At 33.2% G+C, this 22,275-nt stretch carries 19 protein-coding genes and 1 pseudogene; 6 read left to right on the forward strand and 14 right to left on the reverse strand.

The annotated features are described in order from the left end of the window. Window positions 1-190: 190 nt before the first annotated feature. The 4 genes from OOK97_RS03990 to OOK97_RS04005 form a co-directional block, all read right to left on the reverse strand. A complete protein-coding gene (locus OOK97_RS03990) occupies window positions 191-2,626 on the reverse strand; it encodes a hypothetical protein (protein ID WP_264704952.1) in 2,436 nt (811 codons plus the stop codon). A gap of 9 nt (window positions 2,627-2,635) precedes the next feature. Next, window positions 2,636-3,994, reverse strand: a complete 1,359-nt coding sequence (locus tag OOK97_RS03995) for a hypothetical protein (RefSeq protein WP_264704953.1) — start codon at window positions 3,992-3,994, stop codon at window positions 2,636-2,638. A 759-nt stretch (window positions 3,995-4,753) separates the two neighbouring features. After that, window positions 4,754-7,522, reverse strand: a complete 2,769-nt coding sequence (locus tag OOK97_RS04000) for an ankyrin repeat domain-containing protein (RefSeq protein WP_264704954.1) — start codon at window positions 7,520-7,522, stop codon at window positions 4,754-4,756. A gap of 294 nt (window positions 7,523-7,816) precedes the next feature. Continuing rightward, the gene (locus tag OOK97_RS04005; protein ID WP_264704955.1) at window positions 7,817-8,689 is read right to left on the reverse strand and encodes an Rpn family recombination-promoting nuclease/putative transposase; all 873 of its coding nucleotides are present in this window, start codon (window positions 8,687-8,689) and stop codon (window positions 7,817-7,819) included. A 113-nt stretch (window positions 8,690-8,802) separates the two neighbouring features. Between OOK97_RS04005 and wmk the strand changes: the two genes are divergently transcribed. From wmk to OOK97_RS04020, 3 genes and pseudogenes are all read left to right on the forward strand, one after another. Next, window positions 8,803-9,714: a WO male-killing family protein Wmk gene (gene wmk / locus OOK97_RS04010; protein WP_264704956.1), complete on the forward strand. Its 912-nt coding sequence runs from the start codon at window positions 8,803-8,805 to the stop codon at window positions 9,712-9,714. A gap of 170 nt (window positions 9,715-9,884) precedes the next feature. Continuing rightward, window positions 9,885-10,550: a JAB domain-containing protein gene (locus OOK97_RS04015; RefSeq protein ID WP_015587821.1), complete on the forward strand. Its 666-nt coding sequence runs from the start codon at window positions 9,885-9,887 to the stop codon at window positions 10,548-10,550. Window positions 10,551-10,720: 170 nt separating this feature from the next. Further along, window positions 10,721-11,582 (forward strand): annotated as a pseudogene (locus OOK97_RS04020) (hypothetical protein); the annotation flags it as partial. 172 nt (window positions 11,583-11,754) lie between these two features. On the opposite strand, the gene OOK97_RS04025 reads toward OOK97_RS04020, so the two are convergent. The 5 genes from OOK97_RS04025 to OOK97_RS04045 all read right to left on the reverse strand — a co-directional run bounded on the left by OOK97_RS04025 (window position 11,755) and on the right by OOK97_RS04045 (window position 15,850). Then, complete coding sequence (locus OOK97_RS04025; protein WP_264377791.1) at window positions 11,755-12,708, reverse strand: IS110 family RNA-guided transposase; 954 nt, start codon at window positions 12,706-12,708, stop codon at window positions 11,755-11,757. A 204-nt stretch (window positions 12,709-12,912) separates the two neighbouring features. Then, a complete protein-coding gene (locus OOK97_RS04030; protein ID WP_264704957.1) occupies window positions 12,913-13,680 on the reverse strand; it encodes a hypothetical protein in 768 nt (255 codons plus the stop codon). 416 nt (window positions 13,681-14,096) lie between these two features. Then, window positions 14,097-14,486 (reverse strand): helix-turn-helix domain-containing protein, encoded by a 390-nt coding sequence (locus OOK97_RS04035; protein WP_264704958.1) that lies wholly within the window; start codon window positions 14,484-14,486, stop codon window positions 14,097-14,099. 34 nt (window positions 14,487-14,520) lie between these two features. Next, a complete protein-coding gene (locus OOK97_RS04040) occupies window positions 14,521-14,853 on the reverse strand; it encodes a helix-turn-helix domain-containing protein (RefSeq protein WP_264704959.1) in 333 nt (110 codons plus the stop codon). A gap of 52 nt (window positions 14,854-14,905) precedes the next feature. After that, window positions 14,906-15,850, reverse strand: a complete 945-nt coding sequence (locus OOK97_RS04045; RefSeq protein ID WP_264704960.1) for a hypothetical protein — start codon at window positions 15,848-15,850, stop codon at window positions 14,906-14,908. A 169-nt stretch (window positions 15,851-16,019) separates the two neighbouring features. On the opposite strand from OOK97_RS04045, the gene OOK97_RS04050 reads away from it, so the two are divergent. Beyond that, a complete protein-coding gene (locus OOK97_RS04050; protein ID WP_264704961.1) occupies window positions 16,020-17,093 on the forward strand; it encodes a hypothetical protein in 1,074 nt (357 codons plus the stop codon). Window positions 17,094-17,243: 150 nt separating this feature from the next. Here the strand turns inward: OOK97_RS04050 and OOK97_RS04055 are convergent, their stop codons facing one another. The 4 genes from OOK97_RS04055 to OOK97_RS04070 form a co-directional block, all read right to left on the reverse strand. Then, window positions 17,244-17,606 carry a helix-turn-helix domain-containing protein gene (locus OOK97_RS04055; protein WP_264704962.1) on the reverse strand — a complete coding sequence of 121 codons (363 nt, stop codon included), beginning with the start codon at window positions 17,604-17,606 and terminating at the stop codon, window positions 17,244-17,246. Window position 17,607: 1 nt separating this feature from the next. Beyond that, the gene (locus OOK97_RS04060; RefSeq protein ID WP_264704963.1) at window positions 17,608-17,943 is read right to left on the reverse strand and encodes a helix-turn-helix domain-containing protein; all 336 of its coding nucleotides are present in this window, start codon (window positions 17,941-17,943) and stop codon (window positions 17,608-17,610) included. A 102-nt stretch (window positions 17,944-18,045) separates the two neighbouring features. Next, window positions 18,046-18,705, reverse strand: a complete 660-nt coding sequence (locus OOK97_RS04065; protein WP_264704964.1) for a JAB domain-containing protein — start codon at window positions 18,703-18,705, stop codon at window positions 18,046-18,048. A gap of 84 nt (window positions 18,706-18,789) precedes the next feature. Then, complete coding sequence (locus OOK97_RS04070) at window positions 18,790-18,912, reverse strand: hypothetical protein (protein ID WP_255317433.1); 123 nt, start codon at window positions 18,910-18,912, stop codon at window positions 18,790-18,792. A 122-nt stretch (window positions 18,913-19,034) separates the two neighbouring features. On the opposite strand from OOK97_RS04070, the gene OOK97_RS04075 reads away from it, so the two are divergent. Further along, window positions 19,035-19,874 (forward strand): polysaccharide deacetylase family protein, encoded by an 840-nt coding sequence (locus tag OOK97_RS04075; protein ID WP_264704965.1) that lies wholly within the window; start codon window positions 19,035-19,037, stop codon window positions 19,872-19,874. Next, window positions 19,829-21,403: a penicillin-binding transpeptidase domain-containing protein gene (locus OOK97_RS04080; RefSeq protein WP_213863006.1), complete on the forward strand. Its 1,575-nt coding sequence runs from the start codon at window positions 19,829-19,831 to the stop codon at window positions 21,401-21,403. Before OOK97_RS04075 ends, OOK97_RS04080 begins: the two co-directional genes overlap by 46 nt. Window positions 21,404-22,052: 649 nt before the next feature. Here the strand turns inward: OOK97_RS04080 and OOK97_RS04085 are convergent. Then, the gene (locus tag OOK97_RS04085) at window positions 22,053-22,226 is read right to left on the reverse strand and encodes a hypothetical protein (protein WP_264704966.1); all 174 of its coding nucleotides are present in this window, start codon (window positions 22,224-22,226) and stop codon (window positions 22,053-22,055) included. Between the last annotated feature and the right edge of the window lie 49 nt (window positions 22,227-22,275).

Raw genomic sequence — 22,275 nt, forward strand, 5'->3', positions numbered from 1 at the left:
ATAGGTTTTCTATTATTTTATAAGTTAGCACTATCCCAACCTTTTATAGTATTCTTAATCGACCACATTGCGAACGTTGTTAATTTTTTCCACCTTAACTTTTGTAAATCAAGTTATTCTGCTTAAACATTAGTAAACACAGCACCCACAAAACCTCCACCAACTTATAAGTTCTTTGCTCAAAACTTAATCACTGATTAACTACTCGAGATGGACCTGCTTGTTGAGCGTTAAGCTGTTGGAGATTACTACTCTGATGTTGACGAGTAGAAAGCATTGTTTCAGAACTATGCTCTTTAGGTAGAGTTTGAAAACCACCAGTTTTTATAAGAGAGTCTTTATCTTCTGCATTTTCATCAAAGATAGCGTACATTACATTTACTCTATCAGCATCGGTAATTATCTTATATGCTCCACCCTCTTTATATCTTATCAACTGGCCCTCAGCCTCTTTTTCTTTTTTACCTAATTCTTTTTTCTTAGCAAATTTCAACTCTATTCCAATAGGGGGATACTCCTTTGTGCTAGAAGCTTGAACCAATATCATATCCAACTTCTCTCCACCACCTATTTGGAACTCAGTAATAACTTTTATATTATCATCGCTGTAGCTACTAAACAAACCATGTAACACAGCTTGAAATGTAGCTTCATTGTTTATTAATGATTTGAAAGGATACAGTATATTAGAAATTTCTTTAAATACTTTTTTGTAATTACTATCATCACCGGATTTTATAGCATTCTTCATGGCTGTCTTAAACTCCTTGTTTTCAATAATCGAAGTAAAATTACCCTGAAGAATTTCTCTATCTTCTTTGTATTCACCCAATGAGTTGTACGTGGTTACTGCAATTCCCTCACAGTATCGATCAAACGAATTCCTATTACTAGGTGTACCACGTAAGTTACAGATTATTTCCTGTATCTCTATGTTATCAATGTTTCGAAATTTTTCTTCAATCGGAATCCTTGTATCAGGTGGTACTTTTAACGCAGGTCTATCTTTTTCGTTTATATTGAGTATAAACATCTTTTTACCCATAGTTAACACTATGGTTGTAACACAGTCTGCAATACTTTCTTCTGCTAGTTTTGGACGTGTTTGTGTTCCTTCAACCATTTTACCACCCCTATTATAAGTAAAAAGATACTTTTTTAATTTCTCATCTTCAATCTTATCAGGAATAAGTATTAACTGACCTATAATAAACTGACTTACATAGTGTATATTATCACTACCTCCATTACTCCAAACGATTCCATGATATAGGTATTCTAACTGTTTCTTTATGATTTCAGTTGCACAAATATTAGGTAACTTTTTCAAAAGTTCCTCTAAACACTGTTTATTAACTTTATCTTCTTTTCCAAATAAATCTATTAATTGGTTTTCTATTATTTTATCAATTTCTTTTTCACCTAATCGCTCTTCTATAGTGCTTTTATTTACTTCCTTTTTCCGAGTTTTTAATAAATTTTTTAACTCTAACTTGTCCACTGCTTTAGCAGCTGATATCATATCTTGAGAAATACTAAATGACTTTTCTATTACAGAATTACCTTCCCTGTTTAAGAAACTTTGCGCATAAAGTGAATATTTAGGAACATAGTTCATTTCAAAGTTCAACCCTATACAAACCACTTCTTTAGCTGCAGTAATCATTCTAGTAAAATTAGAAAAGAAACCTTTAACATAATCTTGAACCTGTTTCATTGCTTCTTGTGGTGTGTTTTTTTTATCCGTACCAGCTTTAAGCTCAATAATAATAGGCACAGCATTTAGTGATTTATCAGCGCCACGTACAAGTAAAATAATATCTGCATAACCTTTTCCCGCAAACAGCTCTAGATAAAGTTTTAGATGAAAGCGATACTTAAAATTCATCAAAAATCCTGCTAAAAAGCCATGATAACTTGATTCTTTACCTTCAAATTGTTTTTTAATTTTATCCTTATATTGATCACGGACACCAGTAATATATTTTAACACTTTTTCAATTGTATTTATTACTTGCCCAGAGTTTGTATTCGCTAACCCTCCAATTGAATCTTTCAAGTTCTCTTGGTTGTTTTTTATTAAAGTAAATTTTTTCGCCTGTTCTGAGTCAGAAGGAGCTATTTTAGGCTTTTCCATCACATCACAAGCAACCTTTCTTTCCTTTCCAATTGTTACACTATAAACAGTTTCTTTGCGATTTTCATATCTTGGATCTTGACCTCGATTAGGAAAGACATGGAGATATATGTTTCTCAATTCTTCTGAATCAAATTTTGGTTTATGATTCTCTTTATCAGATACTGCAATATAGATTATTTTTTCACTTTTTGTCTTAGAATCTTCAGTTAGTACAGCTAACTTCAAAGCACCATAACGATCAAAACGAAAGTAAATTTCCTTAACCTTAACATCTCCAAAATCAGCAAGATCTGAATCCAATAAAGTAGCAAAAGCACCAAAAAAGAAACTAGGAAAAAATCCTTCTTTCCCAACCGAGTGCAAGAAAGAAGGAGACTGATCAATGAATGACTGAAACCTTTTTTGAAAATCTAAAAACTCGTCCCCTGATGTATTTTCCATCAATAGAAGTTGTACCAATTCAAGTGGCCCTGTAGTATTTAGCATATAATCCTCCTATTTGCTATGGCTTGAAGATTCTACATGACATGGGGCATCAGTTAGGCTAAACCTTGATTGTGGCAAACCGGCTGGCTCACCAGCCCCATCATCACCTTGAGCAGCTAGATCCCCTTTTTTGCACTTAAAGGACTTATCTAAATCAGAAAAAAGCTGCTCTATCAGTTTCTTATCCTCAGTGAATCGCTCTTCACCAATTCCATGCACCGCACTCATTCTATGTATTAAAGAATTTTGAATCTCTTCAATTTGTGTATGCTTAACACACTCCAATATTCCTAATATTTCCTTCTTTCTATTTTCATTATCTGAACTTTCCTTTCTTAATTCTACTATTAAATTCGTTACCATTACAATAAAAGAGTAGTCTTTAAATACAGATTTTCTGCATTCCTCAAAATTCTCATGTTTCCAAACGTACATGATAGTTTCCTTAGTTTGTTCAGCTAAGTCTGAACTTAAAAGCATCCTTCTTGATAGTGATGATAAAATAACCCCATACTGCTCGAACGAAAGATCATTGGATTCAAGTAGGTCAAATAAATTCTTAAAAGAGTCAAAGCAGTATTCATCAATCAGTTCACTTAACACTGCATAATATGTATTTTCTTTAAAGTCTCTTTTCAATAACTCCTTTTTCTGCTTATCACTCATATTGGGTAGACAAAACTCTATAATATCTGAATCTCTGTACCCCTTGACTGCAGATAAAGCTGCGTTGATTAATAAATCTCCTTTACTGTAAATACTTGGATCATTTTGTAACTTATTATAGAAGAACTCTATACCCTCTTCCCAATTTTTACGTGAGTTTACTCGTATGGCTTCTTTTAAACCTTCAACTGCTGTATATTCATTTAGTTTTCCAGTCTGTTTATCAATAAGGGAAGACCAAAAAGCCTTTATAGGGCTACTCTCTTTATGGTGATCCAAAAGTTCATCTTTTAGCTTGTCATCAGAAATATCTTCTTCAAATGCACTATTTTTAAACTTTATAAATACTTGCTCAAATAATCTAGGTATCTTACCTTCTAAGCAGTATTTACATGCTAAGTAATATCTTTTAGAAACGTTTAACGGATTCTCTTTTCCATTTTTATTTATTTCTTCAGTTAGCCTTTCACCAACAACTTCATTTTTTAACCCCGCTCCTTTCCAACAAGAATCATCAGAGAATATATCAGAGAAAAATTCTAGCTCTACTCCGCTAAAATTTTCAATCAACTGAATGTTAACTTTTAACCACCTTTCTATTCTTAAACGTTTTCTTGCTTCGGTCTGTTTGTCACTGTCCTTGACAGCACTTGTTAACCTATTGAGTATTGCATTGTAATTACAATCTAAACCAGATTCCATACTTACTACCCCACTATATATTTTAATGTAGTTTCTAGTATACTAAGTCACCATTGTCAACAACTATTTTTCTAAATTTTAAGTAAATTTTTTGTTGATACCTAATTATAAACATGAAAACTTTGAGCAATGTATGAAAAAATTCCACACTGTACTTTGCTTTTCCATGCTTAAGAGAAGGAGCTAAGTGTGGTACTCTCATTTGATTATTTGTTCTTCTTTTTCTTAATCTAACGGTTAATTATAAAACATTTTTACCATATGAGAAATGGACCTCTTTGTCCTCATTGTAAATAAAAACACATCTATTTTAGCGTCACAGAAAATTTGTTTATTTACTTCTTAAAAACGTAAGATAAAGATCGTATATTCGTGAGAACAAACTGCGTAAAAATGGGATTGTAAAAATAAAAGTTTGAAACCTTTGCAACAAAGTCAGGCAATTTGATTCATATATAAATGTGGTAAGAATAGGCTAATATAGCTAGTTTTACGATATGGTGAAATCACCATATAAAAAAGTTCGTATGGTACACATGGTAGACCATCCCATCCCAAAACAAAAAGCTCTCACCTCCCTTGGTTTTGAGTGCTGGAAATGACTATACTATTTAATTTATTAATAGTATATAATATTAAGTTAGTGTAATTTATTTAGAGATGGCAGGAAACTTTATTATAACTTTATATTCTAAATAGAATAAGATTCTTTTCCAATATAATCCTTTTTGTAAAAATATCGCTTTTTTCTGGGTAAGATCATCCAAGTAAATGGCCGTCACTATCACTTTGCCCAATTGATTGATCGGGTACAATCAAAGAATGATCACTAGGTTGTGCATCGGTCTTTTTTTCACTTGATGAATCCAGTGGAAGTAAAGAAATACTAGCGTTTGGTTGTGATATAGATTCATCGATTTTTTCTTCATTAGATCCAAACAACCATGAGAAAAACCCACTAAAAAATGATACAATTAGTGAAAAAGGCTTAGTAATAATACTAAAAAAATTATCAAAAAAAGTGCTTGTTTGTTCTTCTGCTTGTACAGTGCTACTATGGTCTACAGTTTTGATCTCAACATCATTATCTTTCTCTGCATTGGTGATATTGTCTTTGTTATTATTAGTATTTTTTCTACTTTCTATCAGGGCTTTTATTTCCTTATGAGTGGTTAAATCTAGAGGATTATTTCCTCTTTTATCGACCAGATCAACATTTGCTCCTTTCTCTAATAGAGTCTCTACTACCTCTTTTTTGCCACTTATGACAGCTAAATGCAAAGGAGTCTGTTTTTCTCCATTTTCTTCATTAACGTTTGCTTTTGCTTTTAATAGAGCATCTACTATATCTTTATTTCCAATTTTTGCAGCGAAATGTAAAGCAGTGTAACCATTGTTGTCTTTTTCATTAATATTAATCCCTTGTACCTTTATGAGTTGTTCAACTATCTTTATGTAGCCTTTTTTAGCAGCTAAACGTAAAACAATATTACTATCGCTATTTTCAACGCTAACATTTTTGTTCAATAAAGCTGTTACTAAAGCTTCAGCTATATCTAAATGCTCATTTTCAACAGCCAAACGTAAGGAAGTATATTTATTATTATCTTGTATATTAATATTAATTCCTTCTATCTTCAATAGAGTCTCTACTACCTCTTTTTTGCCACTTATGACAGCTAAATGCAAAGGAGTCTGTTTTTCTCCATTTTCTTCATTAACGTTTGCTTTTGCTTTTAATAGAGCATCTACTATATCTTTATTTCCAATTTTTGCAGCGAAATGTAAAGCAGTGTAACCATTGTTGTCTTTTTCATTAATATTAATCCCTTGTACCTTTATGAGTTGTTCAACTATCTTTATGTAGCCTTTTTCAGCAGCTAAACGTAAAATAATATTACTATCGCTATTTTCAACGCTAACATTTTTGTTCAATAAAGCTGTTACTAAAGCTTCAGCTATATCTAAATGCTCATTTTCAACAGCCAAACGTAAGGAAGTATATTTATTATTATCTTGTATATTAATATTAATTCCTTCTATCTTCAATAGAGTCTCTACTACCTCTTTTTTGCCACTTATGACAGCTAAATGTAAAGGAGTCTGTTTTTCTCCATTTTCTTCATTAACGTTTGCTTTTGCTTTTAATAGAGCATCTACTATATCTTTATTTCCAATTTTTGCAGCGAAATGTAAAGCAGTGTAACCATTGTTGTCTTTTTCATTAATATTAATCCCTTGTACCTTTATGAGTTGTTCAACTATCTTTATGTAGCCTTTTTCAGCAGCTAAACGTAAAACAATATTACTATCGCTATTTTCAACGCTAACATTTTTGTTCAATAAAGCTGTTACTAAAGCTTCAGCTATATCTAAATGCTCATTTTCAACAGCCAAACGTAAGGAAGTATATTTATTATTATCTTGTATATTAATATTAATTCCTTCTATCTTCAATAGAGTCTCTACTACCTCTTTTTTGCCACTTATGACAGCTAAATGTAAAGGAGTCTGTTTTTCTCCATTTTCTTCATTAACGTTTGCTTTTGCTTTTAATAGAGCATCTACTATATCTTTATTTCCAATTTTTGCAGCGAAATGTAAAGCAGTGTAACCATTGTTGTCTTTTTCATTAATATTAATCCCTTGTACCTTTATGAGTTGTTCAACTATCTTTATGTAGCCTTTTTCAGCAGCTAAATGTAAAGCAGTAAGTTGATTACTACAATCTACAGCTGTATAATAAGCTAGTCTTTTATTCTTGAAAAATCCTGTAATTCCTATGTTTGTAGGATCGACGCATGTTAGATTGCCTTTCGTATTAACATTTACACCTCCCTCTAATAAAGCTTCAACTATCTTTTCATGTCCATTGTGAACAGCGTAATGCAGAATAGTAGAGTAATCTTTTTTTTCTTGATCAACATTTGCTTTTAATAGAGCATCCACTATCTCTTTATGGCCATTGTAAGCAGCCAAATGTAAAGGAGTCTGTTTTTCTGCATTTTCTGCATTAACATTTGCTTTTGCTTTTAATAGAGCATCCACTGTCTCTTTATGGCCATTGTAAGCAGCCAAATGTAAAGGAGTCTGTTTTTCTGCATTTTCTGCATTAACATTTGCTCCTTTTCCTATTAGAGTATCTACTGTCTCTTTATGACCGCTTTGAGAAGCAAGATGTAAAGGAGTCTTTTTATATTCATTTTCTGCATTAACATTTGCTCCTTTTCCTATTAGAGTATCTACTATCTCTTTATGACCACTTTGAGAAGCAAGATGTAGAGAAGTATTCTGATAATAGTTTATTAGGTTAACATTTGCTTTCGCTTCCAATAGAGCATTTACTATCTCTTTATGACCGTTTTGAGAAGCAAAATGTAGAGGAGCATTACCCGTAATTCTAATATCATTTGCGTTAACATCTGCTCCTTTTTCGATTAGACGTCTTACTTCATTAATATTACCATCCCTAGCTGCGATAAGTAATAAAGTGTCGATGTTTGTAACCTTTGTACTGAAATCACTCATCTTATTTTCTCAAAAAACCTTACTATATAACAACTTTATGAATATTTTCTGACTACCAGAATCAAATATGTTTTTATAAATTTTTTACTTGTAATTTTGTCCAACTAAATCGGCAATTGTGTGATTCATAGAGGTTATTGCAACTAATTTGTCAGATCAAGTCGGGGGGATGTTCAATGTACTAGACACAACTTGATCTGACAGGCATGAATTAACTGACAGAAGAATTGAGGTAGTTAAAACTAATATCAGTCTCTTGTTTAATACAATTAATGGCTGGAAGAAGGTAGTAGACTAAAAAGTTTCTTCCTTAAGTTGTGTAATGTTAGCCTGAGGAAGGCCAGTTGTCTGGGAAATGACATCAATAGAAATGCCAGCCTTAAGTAGATTTTTTGCAACTTCGATTTTTTCTTCTTGTCTACCCTCTTGTTTAGCATCATCAAGTTTTTGAGCAAGGACAGCCTGTTCATCACGAATACGCTTGATCTCTTGTTCATAGGCTATAAATTCTTTTTCTGACCAGTTGAATCTGTTTAGTTCTTCATACGCTCTTTTAATTATTAGATCACTTCCTATTATTCTCTCTAGCTCTTCTTCACTAGTTTCATCTGCGTATCTAAAGAAGTAGACCCATTTTTCAACTATACTTGAAAGCTGATCTTCTTTTGTTTTGGGAAATTTAGGCAACTCAATAAATATAAAATAAAAATCTTTAAGATCATGTTCATTAGTGTCTTCATCTCTAATAGTATGCTTTGACTTATACTCAGATTTATCAGGAAATAAAATACAATCTGCTATAGCAATAAAGATAATTTCTTTAAGGTCATGGTATTGATCACCTTTATCAGCTTGTCTTGAATAAGCTTTAGCTGCGTAGTATTGGGCACGTTTTTCGAAGCCTTTGGTTTTAGCGACCTGCATTTCGACTATCACTTGCAGCCCATTTTCATCTCTACAAAGAACATCGACAATGCTTTGCTTTTTAGAGGCAATATCAGGGTCTTGAATAGTACTTAAAAACTCTATATCCTTTATCGCACTTTTGCCAGTGAAGCCCAGAATATCATTAAGAAAGTGAATAAGGATATCTTTATTTTTTTCAGTGCCAAAGATGCGTTTGAATGATATATCATTCTTGGGATCGAGAAACTTCGAAAGAGCCATGAGAAAGTAAGATAAAAAGCATTAATAATTATACACAATTCTGAAGAAATATTCAACTAAAATGCAAACATTTTGTATATCTTTATTTGGTAGTATTAAACTGTATAATATTTATGGCAAATATCTCTATAAGGTATCAGATAGCACAAAAAGTAAGGAGCTGGAGGTTAAAGCAAGGTTATACTCAAAAAGATTTAGCAAAAAAAATCGATACAACATATCAGGTAATACTGCAATATGAAAAAGGAACACGCAGAATTTCAATTAAGAAGTTATATGAATTAGCAGAAGCATTATCAACAACTGCTAGAGATCTAGCTTGCGTACAAGAAGTATCAAATGAGGGAAGGTATGAGGGAGAAGAGGTATTAAATCTAGTAAGAAGACATAGAGAGATTAAGGATCAAGAATTACGTGAAACGTTTTATTTATTAACTAAATTCATCCGTATTAGTGAGGAAGAAAGTGGAAAGGCAGTAAAAGTAGAGGTGGCAAAGGGTTTAGTTAAGGAAGGAGTTTCTATCTCTCAAACGACCAGTTTATCTATTGATGAATATGATAATGATGAGAAAAAAATTTCCATTCCGTATAAAGTAGGTCAAAGAATAAAAGAATGGAGGTTGAGAAGAAGATACACTCAGGAAGATTTAGCAAGTAAAGTGGGTATAATAAATCAAAGAATATATGAATATGAACAAGGACGAGCTGCTGTTTCACTTGAAATGTTAGATGAAATAGCAAAGGTACTATCAATTAGTATTACAGACCTACTTCCAGAAACAAGAGAAAATGAGAATAGTGAAGCAGAGCTATCAAGGTTAATAGAAGAATATAAAAAGATTAAAAGCCAAGAGCTACGTAATGTACTAATAAAATCTCTGTTTGAAAGCATGCAAGTTTGCAAAGAGAAAGTGAAGAGAGTAGAAAAGATGAGAATTGCAAAGAATTTAGTTAAGGAAGGAATTTCTATCAATATTATTTTAAAAACAGTGGGCATCTCTTTAGACGAAATTCAACAAATTTAAAATAAAAAATCAGTATATATTAATATCTTTACCTATTCATGAAAAAATAAGTAAAAAAGATTGAGAAATTGATTTGACTTCACTCAAAAGCTATGGCTTTATGCCAATGCTGACAAAAAAACAGCAGTAAATATATAAAAACATTTTGTTATTAGTGAAGGGTAATTTTTATGAATAATAAGAAAGATCGTAGAGAAGAAATAGAGTTCAGAGCATTAGAAAGCAACGGTAAAGCTCTACTTGATCGTGAAGTAATAGAAACGTTTCTAAGTGCAGTGCATGACAGGGAAGAAGCTCGAGTTATTGCTAGAAAGCTAATAGATAGTTTTGGAATAGGAGGAATTTTAGGTCAGGAAATAGATGACTTGAAAACTATAGAAGGGATAACTGACTCTACAGTAGCAGTAATTTTATGCCTAAAGGAAGCTGCAAAGAGAGTACCAAGAGAAGAGTTAAAGAAAGGACCTGTAATGGATAACTTGGAAACCATCGTAAAATATTTAAGGGTGAGTATTGGTTATTCAGAGGAGGAAAAGATGAAAATAATATATTTTGATCAAAAGTGCCGTTTAAAGTGGGAAGAAGTGTTCACTGGTACAGTGGATAAGGTACCTTTTTACATAAGAGAAGTAACAAGAAAGGCATTAATAAGAAAAGCGACGTCAATAATAATATCGCATAACCACCCAGAAGGAAGGCTAAAGCCATCTGATGAGGATGAAGCTGTAACTAAAGACTTGGCTAAAGCTTGTCAGACTATAGGGATTAGGTTACTGGATCACATTATCATCACAAGTGTTGGGTATTTTAGCTTTAAAGAGCAAGGACTGTTATAAAGCAGATATTTGAAGATTTTCATGAGTTGTTTAACTACTTGAATGAAGAAAGTATTTGCAAGTGCATTAATCATTGCTTACAATTAATGAGAAAGTATATATTAAATTAATAATAAAGTAATAAAGTCGGTTGTAGACTTAGTAAAGTATATTTAATAGCGGAGGCTAATATGGTTAATAAAATAATTGTACCTTTTGATGATCAAGAAGGAGGTGTTTACGAATTAAATGTTGATCTTATCAAAGGGTGAAATATCAAATGCGATTACAGGAATTGGTCGTACTAACACCTTTGTAGGCAAAATTAATAAGGCTAAAAAACCTGGAGAAGTGCCCTCCTCTAATAGAGACGTTCAAATCAACTATGGAAAAGGGCTTGATTATATATATGGTACAAAACCTTTAAACGATCAAGCAGAATATTTAAATCCATTTACTTCAGCTTTGAAAAAAATAAAGCCAAATGCAAGCGAAAGTGAAAAGTTAAGCTGGTTTAAGAGTTCTGTAGTAGAGGCAAAAAGCGTAAATGAATTGCACAAAGTTATAGACAAAGTACTAGCTTCTGGAGCAAGGATAAATGCATGTAATGATGGGGAATGGAGCTTTGCGGAATATGTGATACTGGGCACACATTTTCATAAATTTGATAAGGCTGATCGTAAAAAGCTAATACGTAAATTAATGCTAAACGGTGCAGAGTTTCATGATACTTTATTGGAGAATAAATTGATAGGTGAAATCTATAATGAGCTACAACCAGAAGTTCAGCCACAGATAGATGAGAGACTAGAAGAACTAGAGAAAGCTGGAGAAAGTGCTGTGCAAGAAGGAGAATTAATAGATGTTGAGATAGATAATACAACATCGTATATAGAATTTTCCGAAGATAGCAAAATAGAAGTAGCCAAAATACTGAGAGAGTTAGGAAGTAATATTTTAAAAATAGGCAATGATGCAGTTGAAGTTAAAAGTGAGAAGGGAGGTATAAGAAACTATACCGATATTTCAGATGGCAGCTCTGTCATGTTAGAATCAACTATGTTTTTTAAAAATTTTTTATTTGTGTAATTTTGCAAATTATATGGGCAATAAAAACCCGTTTGTCATAGAAATAGAATTTTATATCAAACAGCTACCACAGAAATTTCTGCTTAAGCCAATGAATATGTGCTTTAAGTTTGTGTATTATTCACAATATTCATTGTCAGTTACTACTGTGTGAAATAATCGCTGCTTTAAGTCTTGCATTAGCAATTACTATAATTTTTCGCATTAGAGCTGTTATAGCCACCATCTTCTTCTTACCACTTTCGACAAGCTTAGAATAAAACGCACCAAGTACAGATTTGGACTTTGCCGCAGCCATAGCAGCTGTAAAGAGCTTTGAACGAATGTTACTTCTACCACCTATAATCCTTCGATAACCAATAGCTTTACCACTTTCCTTAGGATGAGGTGCTACTCCGGCAAGACTTGCTACTTCTCTTCTGTTTAAGTAACCAAGCTCTGGCATTAAACACAAAAAATCTTGTGATAACTTTTTGCCTATTCCAGGAACTGTTTTAAGGATTTTTTGATGTTGTTGTAGCTCATGACTTTCATCAATAATTTTTTGCATAGTGTCATTGAGTTCGTTTATTTGACTATTGAAAAATTCAATGGTCTTCTGGCAACTTTCCTTTATCTGGTCATTTTCAGGAGCTTCCAGTCTACACTTTTCCTGAGCTCTCATTTGCGTAATGTCGTCACGACGTTGACAAAGTGCAGCTAGAGTTGATTGTTCTTTTGACGTAGGTGCAAATAGAGAGAGAGTTCTATGGCGTTCACATCCATATTGAGCAAGAGCTCTTGCATCTGATCTATCAGACTTCGCCAAAGTTCCATGAGATAAAATAAAGCTTTTTACTTTACGAGTATTAGCTCGGTGCACAGCAATATTTTTGTCGGTAAGAAAATGTGATAAGCCAAGCTCATATTTCCCTGTATTTTCTAAAGTCACTAAAGAATTAGGTAGGACATCTGAAAACTCTTGGAACAATTGTTGCCAGCCAGAAGCATTATTGTCAAATTCGACAGCATTTTTCTGTTTGTGAATTGCAACGACATTTTTAAATTTTCCGATGTCAATGCCAATAAAATTTTGATAAGATGTAACCATAATAAACCTCGATAGTTTTAGTTAATTTAAGATTGTAAACGGGTGCATATATATGTCCCAAACAACTATTCAAACGTATCGAGAGATAGGGCTAGTGTACCTTGATTCTAACGGTTGTAATACCAATTTCCTCCCGGTCGCACACGCCCGTGGTAACCCTATTCCTAGTGAGCAGGGTTATCTTTCTCTCTTATCTCTTTTATATCACATTTCCATCTTACAATTTCCTGTAATACTGGTAGAACAGTCCCTCAATTGTGTATTAACAGCGCTGGTAAGTGTTGCCTGAGCAGCCAGAAATAACGTTACTGCTTGTGCAGGGCTGCCAAAAAGTAATTTACTAATATTTCTTAACTTTGAACTGTTGTTTTCCTTTCTATTGATAACAGCTTTATCTAAGATTGGCAATTGAGCAGGAACTTTTTTAGAACTTGTGTTTCTCAAATTACCTTTATCATTTAACAGAGAGTTATAATAGGCAGCCTCCCTTCTTCCTAAGCTAGCATCACCTTGAATACATCCTTTTATCAGTGAAGGTTGTGCTTTTAACTCTTCTCTAAATTCGTTTCTTACCTCTGTTAATATTTTTAGATAATTGCCTGGATTATCTAAGTTGGATATAAAATCTTCTAATCCCTTTAGTCCATCTTCATAAATGACGGGAGATAAACTATATTTACCAACCAACCCTTGTAACTTAATAATATCTGCTTCAAATACTCCTTCCAATAATCCTGATTCTAACTGCTCTTTTAGCTCCTCTATTCTTAACCTAAACAATCCTTCCCAAACTCTTTTATCAAGATAATTGACTTGATCAAACGTTTTGGCAAAATAATCACGGGGTAGATTGTTAATTAAATTCCAAAACCAACCTGAGATAGCTTGATCAGCTGAAGATATAGTATTGCCTACAAGACCTACAATCATCTGTTTCCACTTACTCTGACTCGACTTTTTACTTACAAACATATAACCCTCCTACGTTAAGTAAAGATATTTTCACCGTTAAAGCTATTTAACTTACCAAATTTAGCATCGCATTATACTTAACATAAATAATTTGGAATGCAACAACTTTTTTTATTGTATCTACCAACTTAAATTACCTTGTATCTTTCACTACGTAAGATATTAGAGCTAAAATATTTTACAGGAAGGGTGAAGCCGATAAATTACTTATGCCAACAAGGCCGATTTGGAGATTTGCTCCCCTTCCAATTAGAGTTATAAAGACTGAACAGTATCTCCAAACTATAGAAATTGACAGCATCAACAAAAAATTTCTTACTTAACTCTATTTGCTGCTACAAACTTGTTGCAATTTTCCTTTCTATTTCCAAAATGAATCGCTATTAATTTAGTAATAACTACTATTTACACCAATTTTATTTTAAGTTTGTATTAGCAAGAGCCTTTATCACTAAATGAACAATATCGCGCAATGCTTCATCCTTAATTTTTCTATATTCTCTTACTAATCTTGATATTTCTTCGCTACCTACACCGCTGCTGCTATAGTGGAAGGCCTTATCATGCAAGTCTTCAGAGGTTTTAGTAAAAAAATATGACATATCAACTGATAACGCTTCTGCCAATTTATATAATCTATCAATCACAAGCCTAATCTCTCCAGTTTCATATCCTTGTATATGCTGAAACGAAATTCCAAGCTTTTTTCCTAAGTCCCTTTGGCTAAAACCACACATTAGCCTTCTTTTCCTTATTCTTTCACCTATTTGTTTATCAATAGGGTGTTGTTCAGCTTGCACAATCATTTGTTAATATCTTAATTTATATATCAAAGCAATACTAACTCTCATTGTAACCTTGAGAAAAAGATTTTACTAACGTATAAACTACACTACGCAACCTTTTGCTCTTAATTTCGTTATATCCTTTGACTAATTTTAGTATTTCTTCATCGTAACTTTCATGTGAGTCGGCGTGCATATCAATAAAAAAATCAGCAACATCGATCGATAGGGCTTTTGCTAAGTCATACAGTCTACTGGCTAAAATGCAATTTGAACCATTTTCGTACCTTTGTATCTGCCTATATGAAACACCTATTCTTCTTCCTAACTCAGTTTGCGTTAAACCACAGTATAACCTAAGTTCCTTTATTTTTTTGCCTAATTGCACCTTTAATTTCAGTTATTCAATTTACAACAAATTTTATGAAGTGGAAAAACAGTCAACAAAAAAATTGCTTCAATAATTTCTGTCTTTCGCTAATTAAATTATGTAGCGTTATATACCTTTTCTCAATTTCCCTCATCTCTTTTTCTCGTTCTGCAATGCTATTTCGTATTACTTCAGCCGAATATCTGCTTTTACCACTTGCAAACTCTGATCTTAATCTTCTAACCTTATATTCAAGCTCAGAAAATCTTTCATGCTGCTCGAGAAGTTCTATCATGTGACTGATTTCAGAACTTAACTTTTCTTCCTCTACATCTCTCACAATAAAAGAAAGCAGAAGCTTATCTATTTGGTAATCAATATTTGGTTGAGCAGCAAATAGATCAACCATGGCTTTTACGTCAGTAGGATTTGCAACTAGTAAGTTAAAATTACTACATAAAAAACTATAGAACTTTATCGTCTTCTCAAGATAATTTTTCATATCTTGTGATAATTGCAATTCTTTGTGAATTCCTGACAGCAATATTTTCAATTCCTCCAAGTATTCTACATCAAAATTACCTACTTCTGTAGGTAAAAGGATCATTAGCAGCTTTTTTACAAGCTCAACATCATTTGATTTTACTGCATTATAAAGAGCTTTATCCTTATCTTCTTTTAAATCATAAAGCTCTGACGAGTTATCTATGCTGAATAGATATTCAGTATTTCCTTGAGGAGAGTAGATTAAAATGTCCACTTCTCTTAGCGGGTGGTCATCATTAAACTTTTCTAGTAACTGCTTATCGGTGGTTTCCTCTATTGCTACAGCAGCTTTACTGATCTTTTTCAGTTCAGAAATATTATCTCTTGAATTTTCAAGTATGTCTTTAGTCTTGTCTAGCAGCTGCTCATATAGAATTATTTTTTCTTCATTATCAAGTAGCTGACAATGCTTCTTCAACTTTTCAGTGGAGTAAGACAAGAGATCCATTTCTTTCAGTTTTACAATCACAATACCCAACTTTGATTGAAATTGAAATAATTTTTACAAGATGTGTTTTTCTAGTGTAAATGCCCGTAAAGTTTGCTATTATAACGCAAAGTAAATCAATAAGTCGTATAATATTAACAATTAAATAATATTTATCACGATATAGTAATGAAATTAAGTGAGGGTTACAATGAAAAAAATAAATGGTAAAAAATTGTCTAGTAAAATGTTAAAAGCGGTAGAGCGAATAGCAAAAGAAGGGTTATTACCTAATTTTATAAAAGCTGCTCCAACAGCGAATAAAAAGATTAGTAAATTACCTGTCTTAACATATCCTGAGGAGCTCAATCCATTTCGATCAGCTTTATGCAGGACAAGACTAAGTGAGTATGAAAATATGAAACTAAATGAATTCCTGGAAAAAGCTATTGCAGCTAAAAATATAAACGAGTTAAGTAAAGTTATCGATGAAGCTTTGGATTTAGGAATAAGAATAAATGCTGCCAATGAAGATGGCTTTGGCTTCGCTAACGTTACAATGTTTAAGATGTATCGTGACGAATTCAAAGGAAATAAACAAGAAGATATAATCAGAAAGTTAGCCTTACATGGAGCAGATTTTAATGTACAAGTTGATAAGAAAGTAACTGAAAAGGTGCAAAAAGAAATTGAGCCACAAATATATAGTAGGCTCAAAAAACTCAGGGAAGTTGGAGAGAACGCTACTATAGAAGGAACTGTTGAAAATGTAGAAATCGATAATAAGACCTTCTATATGGAATTTTCACATAGCTGCATAGTTGATGTTGCCAAAGTTGTAGAAGGTGCAAAAAATTTGGGCTTAAGTAAAGGAGACTTAAACCTTGGTGGCAATATTATAAAAATAGGTGATGGTGAAGTTGAAGTCAAAACTGGGAAAGGCGGTGAAAGAGACTACGTGGATATATCGGATAACAGTGCTTTTGCAGTCACATTTTATACTAGCCTAGGAGAGCTAAATTTAATGGTATATCATGACACAGCAGACTATCATCAAGTACAAATTGAGGTAGAAGATGAAGAAATGTGGAACGAGTTGCAAGAAATAGGAGAAATCGTAGGAAAGGGTTGTTTATTTGGTGGAATGTCTGTTAAAGAAGCAGTAGAAAAAGGCAGTTTTACTAGATGTGGAAGGTGGGGCGACCAAAATTCTAGAAGTAGTGAGACTTTTTCTTGGGTGAGCAAATTAAAAGATACCAAAACGACATCTGTAGGACGTTCTTGATTGGTGGCTATGTTTTACATAGCCATAATTATCGCAAAGTAAAGTAGTTCTTGAAATTTAATTAAGATTACCATAAAAAATTTACCTTAATTAGTATTGCTTGTAGAAGTGTTTTATATTATAAAAAATACCTGAACTTTAAAATTTGTACTATTTGTTAGCAAGAGCCTTTATCACTGAATGCACAATATCACGCAATGTTTCATCTTTAATTTTTCTATATTCTCTTACTAATCTTGATATTTCTTCGCTGCCTACATCGCTGTGAAAGGCCTTATCACGCAAGTCCTCAGAGGCTTTGGTAAAAAAATATGACATATCAACGGACAAAGCTTCTGCTAATTTATATAACCTATCAACTATAAGTCTAACTTCTCCAGTTTCATATCCTTGTATGTGCTGAAATGAAATTTCAAGCTTTTTTCCTAAGTCTCTTTGGCTAAAACCACACATTAGCCTTCTTTTCCTTATTCTTTCACCTATTTGCTTATCGATAGGACGTTGTATGGTCATTTTACGTATCAGATAATATACTTTGAGAAAAAGATTTTACCAATATATAAACTACACTACGTAACCTTTTGCTCTTAATTTCGTTATATCCTTTGACTAGTTTTAGTATTTCTTCATCGTAACTTTCATGTGAGTCGGCGTGCATATCAGTAAAAAAATCAGCAACATTAATCGATAGGGCTTTTGCTAAGTCGTATAGTCTACTAGCCAAAATGTGGTTTGAACCATTTTCGTACCTTTGTATCTGCCTATATGAAACACCTATTCTTTTTCCTAATTCAGTTTGTGTCAAACCACAGTATAACCTAAGCTCTTTTATTTTTTTGCCTAATTCCACCTTTCATTACTAATTTTAGCTGTTCAAGCTTATATTGAATTTTTTAATTTATAAAGTGAAAAAAAGAAGGAAAGTTGGAGAACTTTCCTTCCGGTCTACAGATTACAATAAACCACTGTCATAAAAACTAAAGTGGCTTTTCTGTGTTACGATTATATGATCTATTAATTTCATTCCTACATTTTCACAGGTTGCAGCTAATGTAAGTGTGTTATCCTCATCCTCCTTTGAAGGTTCTATATCTCCGCTTGGATGATTATGTGAAATTGCAACAGATGCTGCATCAATCAGTAATCCCTGTTTTATTATTTCCCTCACATATAGAGGTACTCTGTCTATAGTTCCACAGTCTTGAATATACTCATATATTAAATGACCACCTCGATCTAAGTATACCACTCGTAAGCTTTCCTTTCGTGAATGCCCTATTGCTGCTTTAAAGTATTTTAATAGCTCTTCTCTGTTATCAAGAATCGACAGCTTTTTTAACTTACCTTTCAATATCCTATCAAAAATCTCTTTCAGACAAAAGATATTTGCTATTGCTCCATCATTCATTCCTGTAACATTTTTTAGTTCATGAAAGTCAGCATTAATTACCCTTCCTAAACTACTAAAGAGCTCAATTAGCCTTTTTGCCACTTCTCTTCCTTCTGCATATTCAGATAGAGTACGTTCCAGTAGCTCATGGTCAAGTAAAGACCTGCCTCTACTTGATAAAATGCGAGTTTCCAATTTTTCTTTTCTCTCACTATTATTCATAAAAACCTCCAAGGTCAACATTATATACAAATTCAACGCCAGCTTTCTGACGCAGTAGTTCTCGAGGAATAACCCTTTTGAACTCTAAATTTGCAATGTTGTCCTTGTTGCTTTAAAAGCTGGAATACCATTTGCCATATGAATTTGTGCATTGACATTTACTGTGCTAATTCCCTGAAGCGCAACGGTATTTATATTTGCAATCATAATATATTATATAAAATTGTTAATACAATATATTAAAGAAGCGATGAAGTAAAGGCTACAGCAATTAAAGATGGCTTAACTTAGCAAAAAAGTGTAGTATTCTATCACTTTGCTGATTACAAATGTTTATAAGGATAATCACTTTTTTCTTACTATATTCAAGTACGGCTTTTTGTAGTGATTGTAATTTTAATTTACCATACTGTGGGCTCAGTTGTAATCTGGATCTATCATATAGGAATTTAAGTAATATAAAAAAATTATTGAATAATGACGATAAGTTTGTTGCGCTTACGTTTGATGATGGACCGTCTAACAATAGAGTAAACGATATTATTAACGTTCTGGAAAGCTATGAGGCAAAAGTAACGTTTTTTGTGCTTGGTGAACGTATAAATAAAAAAACGTCTGAAATAGTAAAGAAAATTCATGAATCAGGTCATGAGTTAGGCAATCACTCTTGGTCGCATAGGAAATTGACATCGCTTTCAAGTGAGGAACAATTGCAAGAATTGGAAAAGACAAATACAGCAATTAAAAATGCAACAAAACAAGATGTAAAATGGTTTCGTCCGCCATATGGATGTTATGACGATAATCTGATTGAAAATACTGATCAATTAAATATGTATTCAATATTATGGACAGTTGATTCGCTAGATTGGCAAGGTGATAAGCCAGAAACTTTAGTTGAAAGAGTTTTAAGTAATGTACATAATGGAGCAGTTATACTGTTTCATGATCACAATAACAGGTCAAACACAATTGAAGCTTTACCTCATATTATTAAAATACTAAAAAAATCAGGTTATAAGTTTGTGACCTTAAGTGAGTGGGAAAAAAGGGTTTGTAATACGGTAAAAGCCAGAAGTGTAACAATAAAAGAGGGGAAAAAAGTGCGTTTTGAAGGAATGTTATGTGGACAAAAAACAAAGTCTTTAACCGCAGAGCATTCATATTAGGTGGTATTCAGCTTACCATTTCTGCGGTTTTTAGTTGCAGGTTATATAATTTACAAATACGAAACAGACAAAAGTACGAAGCACTATCTAATAGTAATAGAATAAGAGTTGCTACTATTATGCCTAAGCGGGGCAAAATTTTAGATAGGAATAGCATTGAACTTGCGGTAAACAAAATTTCGTATGTTGTTTTGTTTGATGGTTCTGGTAAGGAAGTTGATTTGCAGACATTATCAGAAGTCGAGTCTAAAATAGCAAAATCGTCAGAAAAAATAACTGCTCTTTATAAACGTTATTACCCGTTTGGTTCAATGTGTTCTCATGTAATCGGATATACAAAAAGACAGCAAGGCATAAGCGAAGTAGGAATCAGCGGTATTGAATATACATATGATCATATATTGAAAGGCAAGTCAGGAAAATCTGAGCAGGAAATAAATTCTAAAAAACGCGTCATAAAAGAATTATCAAGCATACCACAACAAGACGGACAAGATGTACAACTGACAATTGATATTAATCTGCAAGAGAAAACCGCAGAGGTATTTAAAGATCACCAAGGCTCCGCAGTGGTAATTGATGTAAATAATGGAGAAATTTTAGCATTATATAATTCACCTTCTTACGATAATAATCTTTTTGCTAGCAGGCTATCAAATGAGACTTGGGAAAACTTGAATGCTCCTTCATTACCGCTTGTGAATCGTGCGTTATCATATCAAATTCCACCTGGTTCAATATTTAAAGTAATAGTTGCGCTTGCGGGTTTAAAAGACGGGATAATAACACCAGAAGAGAAATTCTCGTGCAAGGGCTATATGAAAATAGGTGAGCGGAAATTTCGTTGTCTGAAAAGCAAAGTCCATGGGTATGTATCTTTAAATGAGGCAATGGCATTATCATGCAACACTTACTTTTATAATATAGGGAAAAAAATAAGTGTAGACTCTCTGGTAGAAATGGCCAGAAAATTTGGTATTGGAAGTGGGCCACTGATTGGAACGTTTAAAGAAGAAGCTCCAGGGTTGTTGCCAGATAGAGATTGGCGTACACGAAAGCTATATTCGCAGTGGTATTTAGGTGACACTATCAACTTAGTTATAGGACAAGGGTATATGCTTACAACACCACTACAGCTTGCAGTTCTTGCAGCGAGGATTGCAACAGGAAAAGAGGTAATTCCCCGCATTAAGATGAATGAAACGATACAAGATTTTCCCGATATTGATGTGGATTGTGAGCATCTTAGCATAGTTCGAAAAGCTATGTTTGATGTGGTGAATTCTAAAACTGGAACCTATAAGAAAGGGCTAAGCGGTATACAAATTGCCGGTAAAACCGGTACACCAGAGATAAACTCTAAGGGCGAAAGTCATAAGTTATTTATCGCCTATGGCCCTTACCATAACCCGCGCTATGCAATCTCTGTGTTTATAGAACACGGCAAAGCCCCACGCCAAGATGTTGCAATTGCTAATGAGATATTTCAGTATATGCTTGAAACTATGAGTATTAAACTTCTTGCATAACCATATAACAAACTTTTATTGGGAATAGAAACGAAAAAACTTACTTGACACCCTTCGCCAGCGCCCTTATCATGATAGTGAAGCTATTGTATTTGCTTTCGCCAATCTGCAGATTAAAAGGTAAGGATTACTTAATGTATCGGCGTCTTATGTTCAATTTTTTGCAGTATATAGATACTGTATGTCTTTACAAAACTTCATCTACATCTAGATTTTTATCTAAATAAGCTGAACGCGCTTATAAAGCGTTACAAGACATCAAAAAATGCCAATACTCGACAGAGATAGTAAAAGACTAGCTAACTCGGGGATTCTTTGTCTTTTTTTCTGCTTAGTAAATTTCTTAAACATTTGCAGCGTAGGTTAGTTGCAATTAAAAGCGGCTGAATCTCGCTTGTCAAGCGTTTAAAACATAAAAAACGCCAATATTTTAAAGCGGATAATAACCACGGGGCTTCTTTTGCCTTTTTTTTCATTTGGTAAATTTCTTAATGTTTATGGCTAAACGACAACCGTCATCCCGCTACGTGTTAGCGGGATCTATGCTTTGAGATACCGCGGCGGTATGACGGTGTAATGATGGTTAAGTAATTCGTCATCCCGCTGCTTGTTAGCGGGATCTATGTTAAGGTATAGTAGGGGATCTATGTTAAGAGATACCGCGAATGAATCGCGGTATGACGGTGTAATGATGGTTAAGTAATTCGTCATCCCGCTGCTTGTTAGCGGGATCTATGTTAAGGTATAGTAGGGGATCTATGTTAAGAGATACCGCGAATGAATCGCGGTATGACGGTGTAATGATGGTTAAGTAATTCGTCATCCCGCTACGTGTTAGCGGGATCTATGTTAAGAGATACCGCGAATGAATC

Origin of the sequence: Wolbachia endosymbiont (group A) of Gymnosoma rotundatum (genome assembly GCF_947250765.1) — a bacterium.
In the GTDB taxonomy this organism is placed as follows: Bacteria; Pseudomonadota; Alphaproteobacteria; order Rickettsiales; family Anaplasmataceae; genus Wolbachia; species Wolbachia pipientis.

Bases quoted from the DNA above. Each gene is read 5' to 3' on its own strand.
- OOK97_RS04065 (WP_264704964.1), bottom strand. From the start codon at position 18,705: ATGAATAATAGTGAGAGAAAAGAAAAATTGGAAACTCGCATTTTATCA.
- OOK97_RS04080 (WP_213863006.1), top strand. From the start codon at position 19,829: ATGTGGACAAAAAACAAAGTCTTTAACCGCAGAGCATTCATATTAGGT.
- wmk (WP_264704956.1), top strand. From the start codon at position 8,803: ATGGCAAATATCTCTATAAGGTATCAGATAGCACAAAAAGTAAGGAGC.
- OOK97_RS04050 (WP_264704961.1), top strand. From the start codon at position 16,020: ATGAAAAAAATAAATGGTAAAAAATTGTCTAGTAAAATGTTAAAAGCG.
- OOK97_RS04055 (WP_264704962.1), bottom strand. From the start codon at position 17,606: ATGACCATACAACGTCCTATCGATAAGCAAATAGGTGAAAGAATAAGG.
- OOK97_RS04035 (WP_264704958.1), bottom strand. From the start codon at position 14,486: ATGATTGTGCAAGCTGAACAACACCCTATTGATAAACAAATAGGTGAA.
- OOK97_RS04085 (WP_264704966.1), bottom strand. From the start codon at position 22,226: ATGACGAATTACTTAACCATCATTACACCGTCATACCGCGATTCATTC.
- OOK97_RS04075 (WP_264704965.1), top strand. From the start codon at position 19,035: ATGTTTATAAGGATAATCACTTTTTTCTTACTATATTCAAGTACGGCT.
- OOK97_RS04000 (WP_264704954.1), bottom strand. From the start codon at position 7,522: ATGAGTGATTTCAGTACAAAGGTTACAAACATCGACACTTTATTACTT.
- OOK97_RS04025 (WP_264377791.1), bottom strand. From the start codon at position 12,708: ATGGTTACATCTTATCAAAATTTTATTGGCATTGACATCGGAAAATTT.
- OOK97_RS03990 (WP_264704952.1), bottom strand. From the start codon at position 2,626: ATGCTAAATACTACAGGGCCACTTGAATTGGTACAACTTCTATTGATG.
- OOK97_RS04015 (WP_015587821.1), top strand. From the start codon at position 9,885: ATGAATAATAAGAAAGATCGTAGAGAAGAAATAGAGTTCAGAGCATTA.
- OOK97_RS04030 (WP_264704957.1), bottom strand. From the start codon at position 13,680: ATGTTTGTAAGTAAAAAGTCGAGTCAGAGTAAGTGGAAACAGATGATT.
- OOK97_RS04070 (WP_255317433.1), bottom strand. From the start codon at position 18,912: ATGATTGCAAATATAAATACCGTTGCGCTTCAGGGAATTAGCACAGTA.
- OOK97_RS04005 (WP_264704955.1), bottom strand. From the start codon at position 8,689: ATGGCTCTTTCGAAGTTTCTCGATCCCAAGAATGATATATCATTCAAA.
- OOK97_RS03995 (WP_264704953.1), bottom strand. From the start codon at position 3,994: ATGGAATCTGGTTTAGATTGTAATTACAATGCAATACTCAATAGGTTA.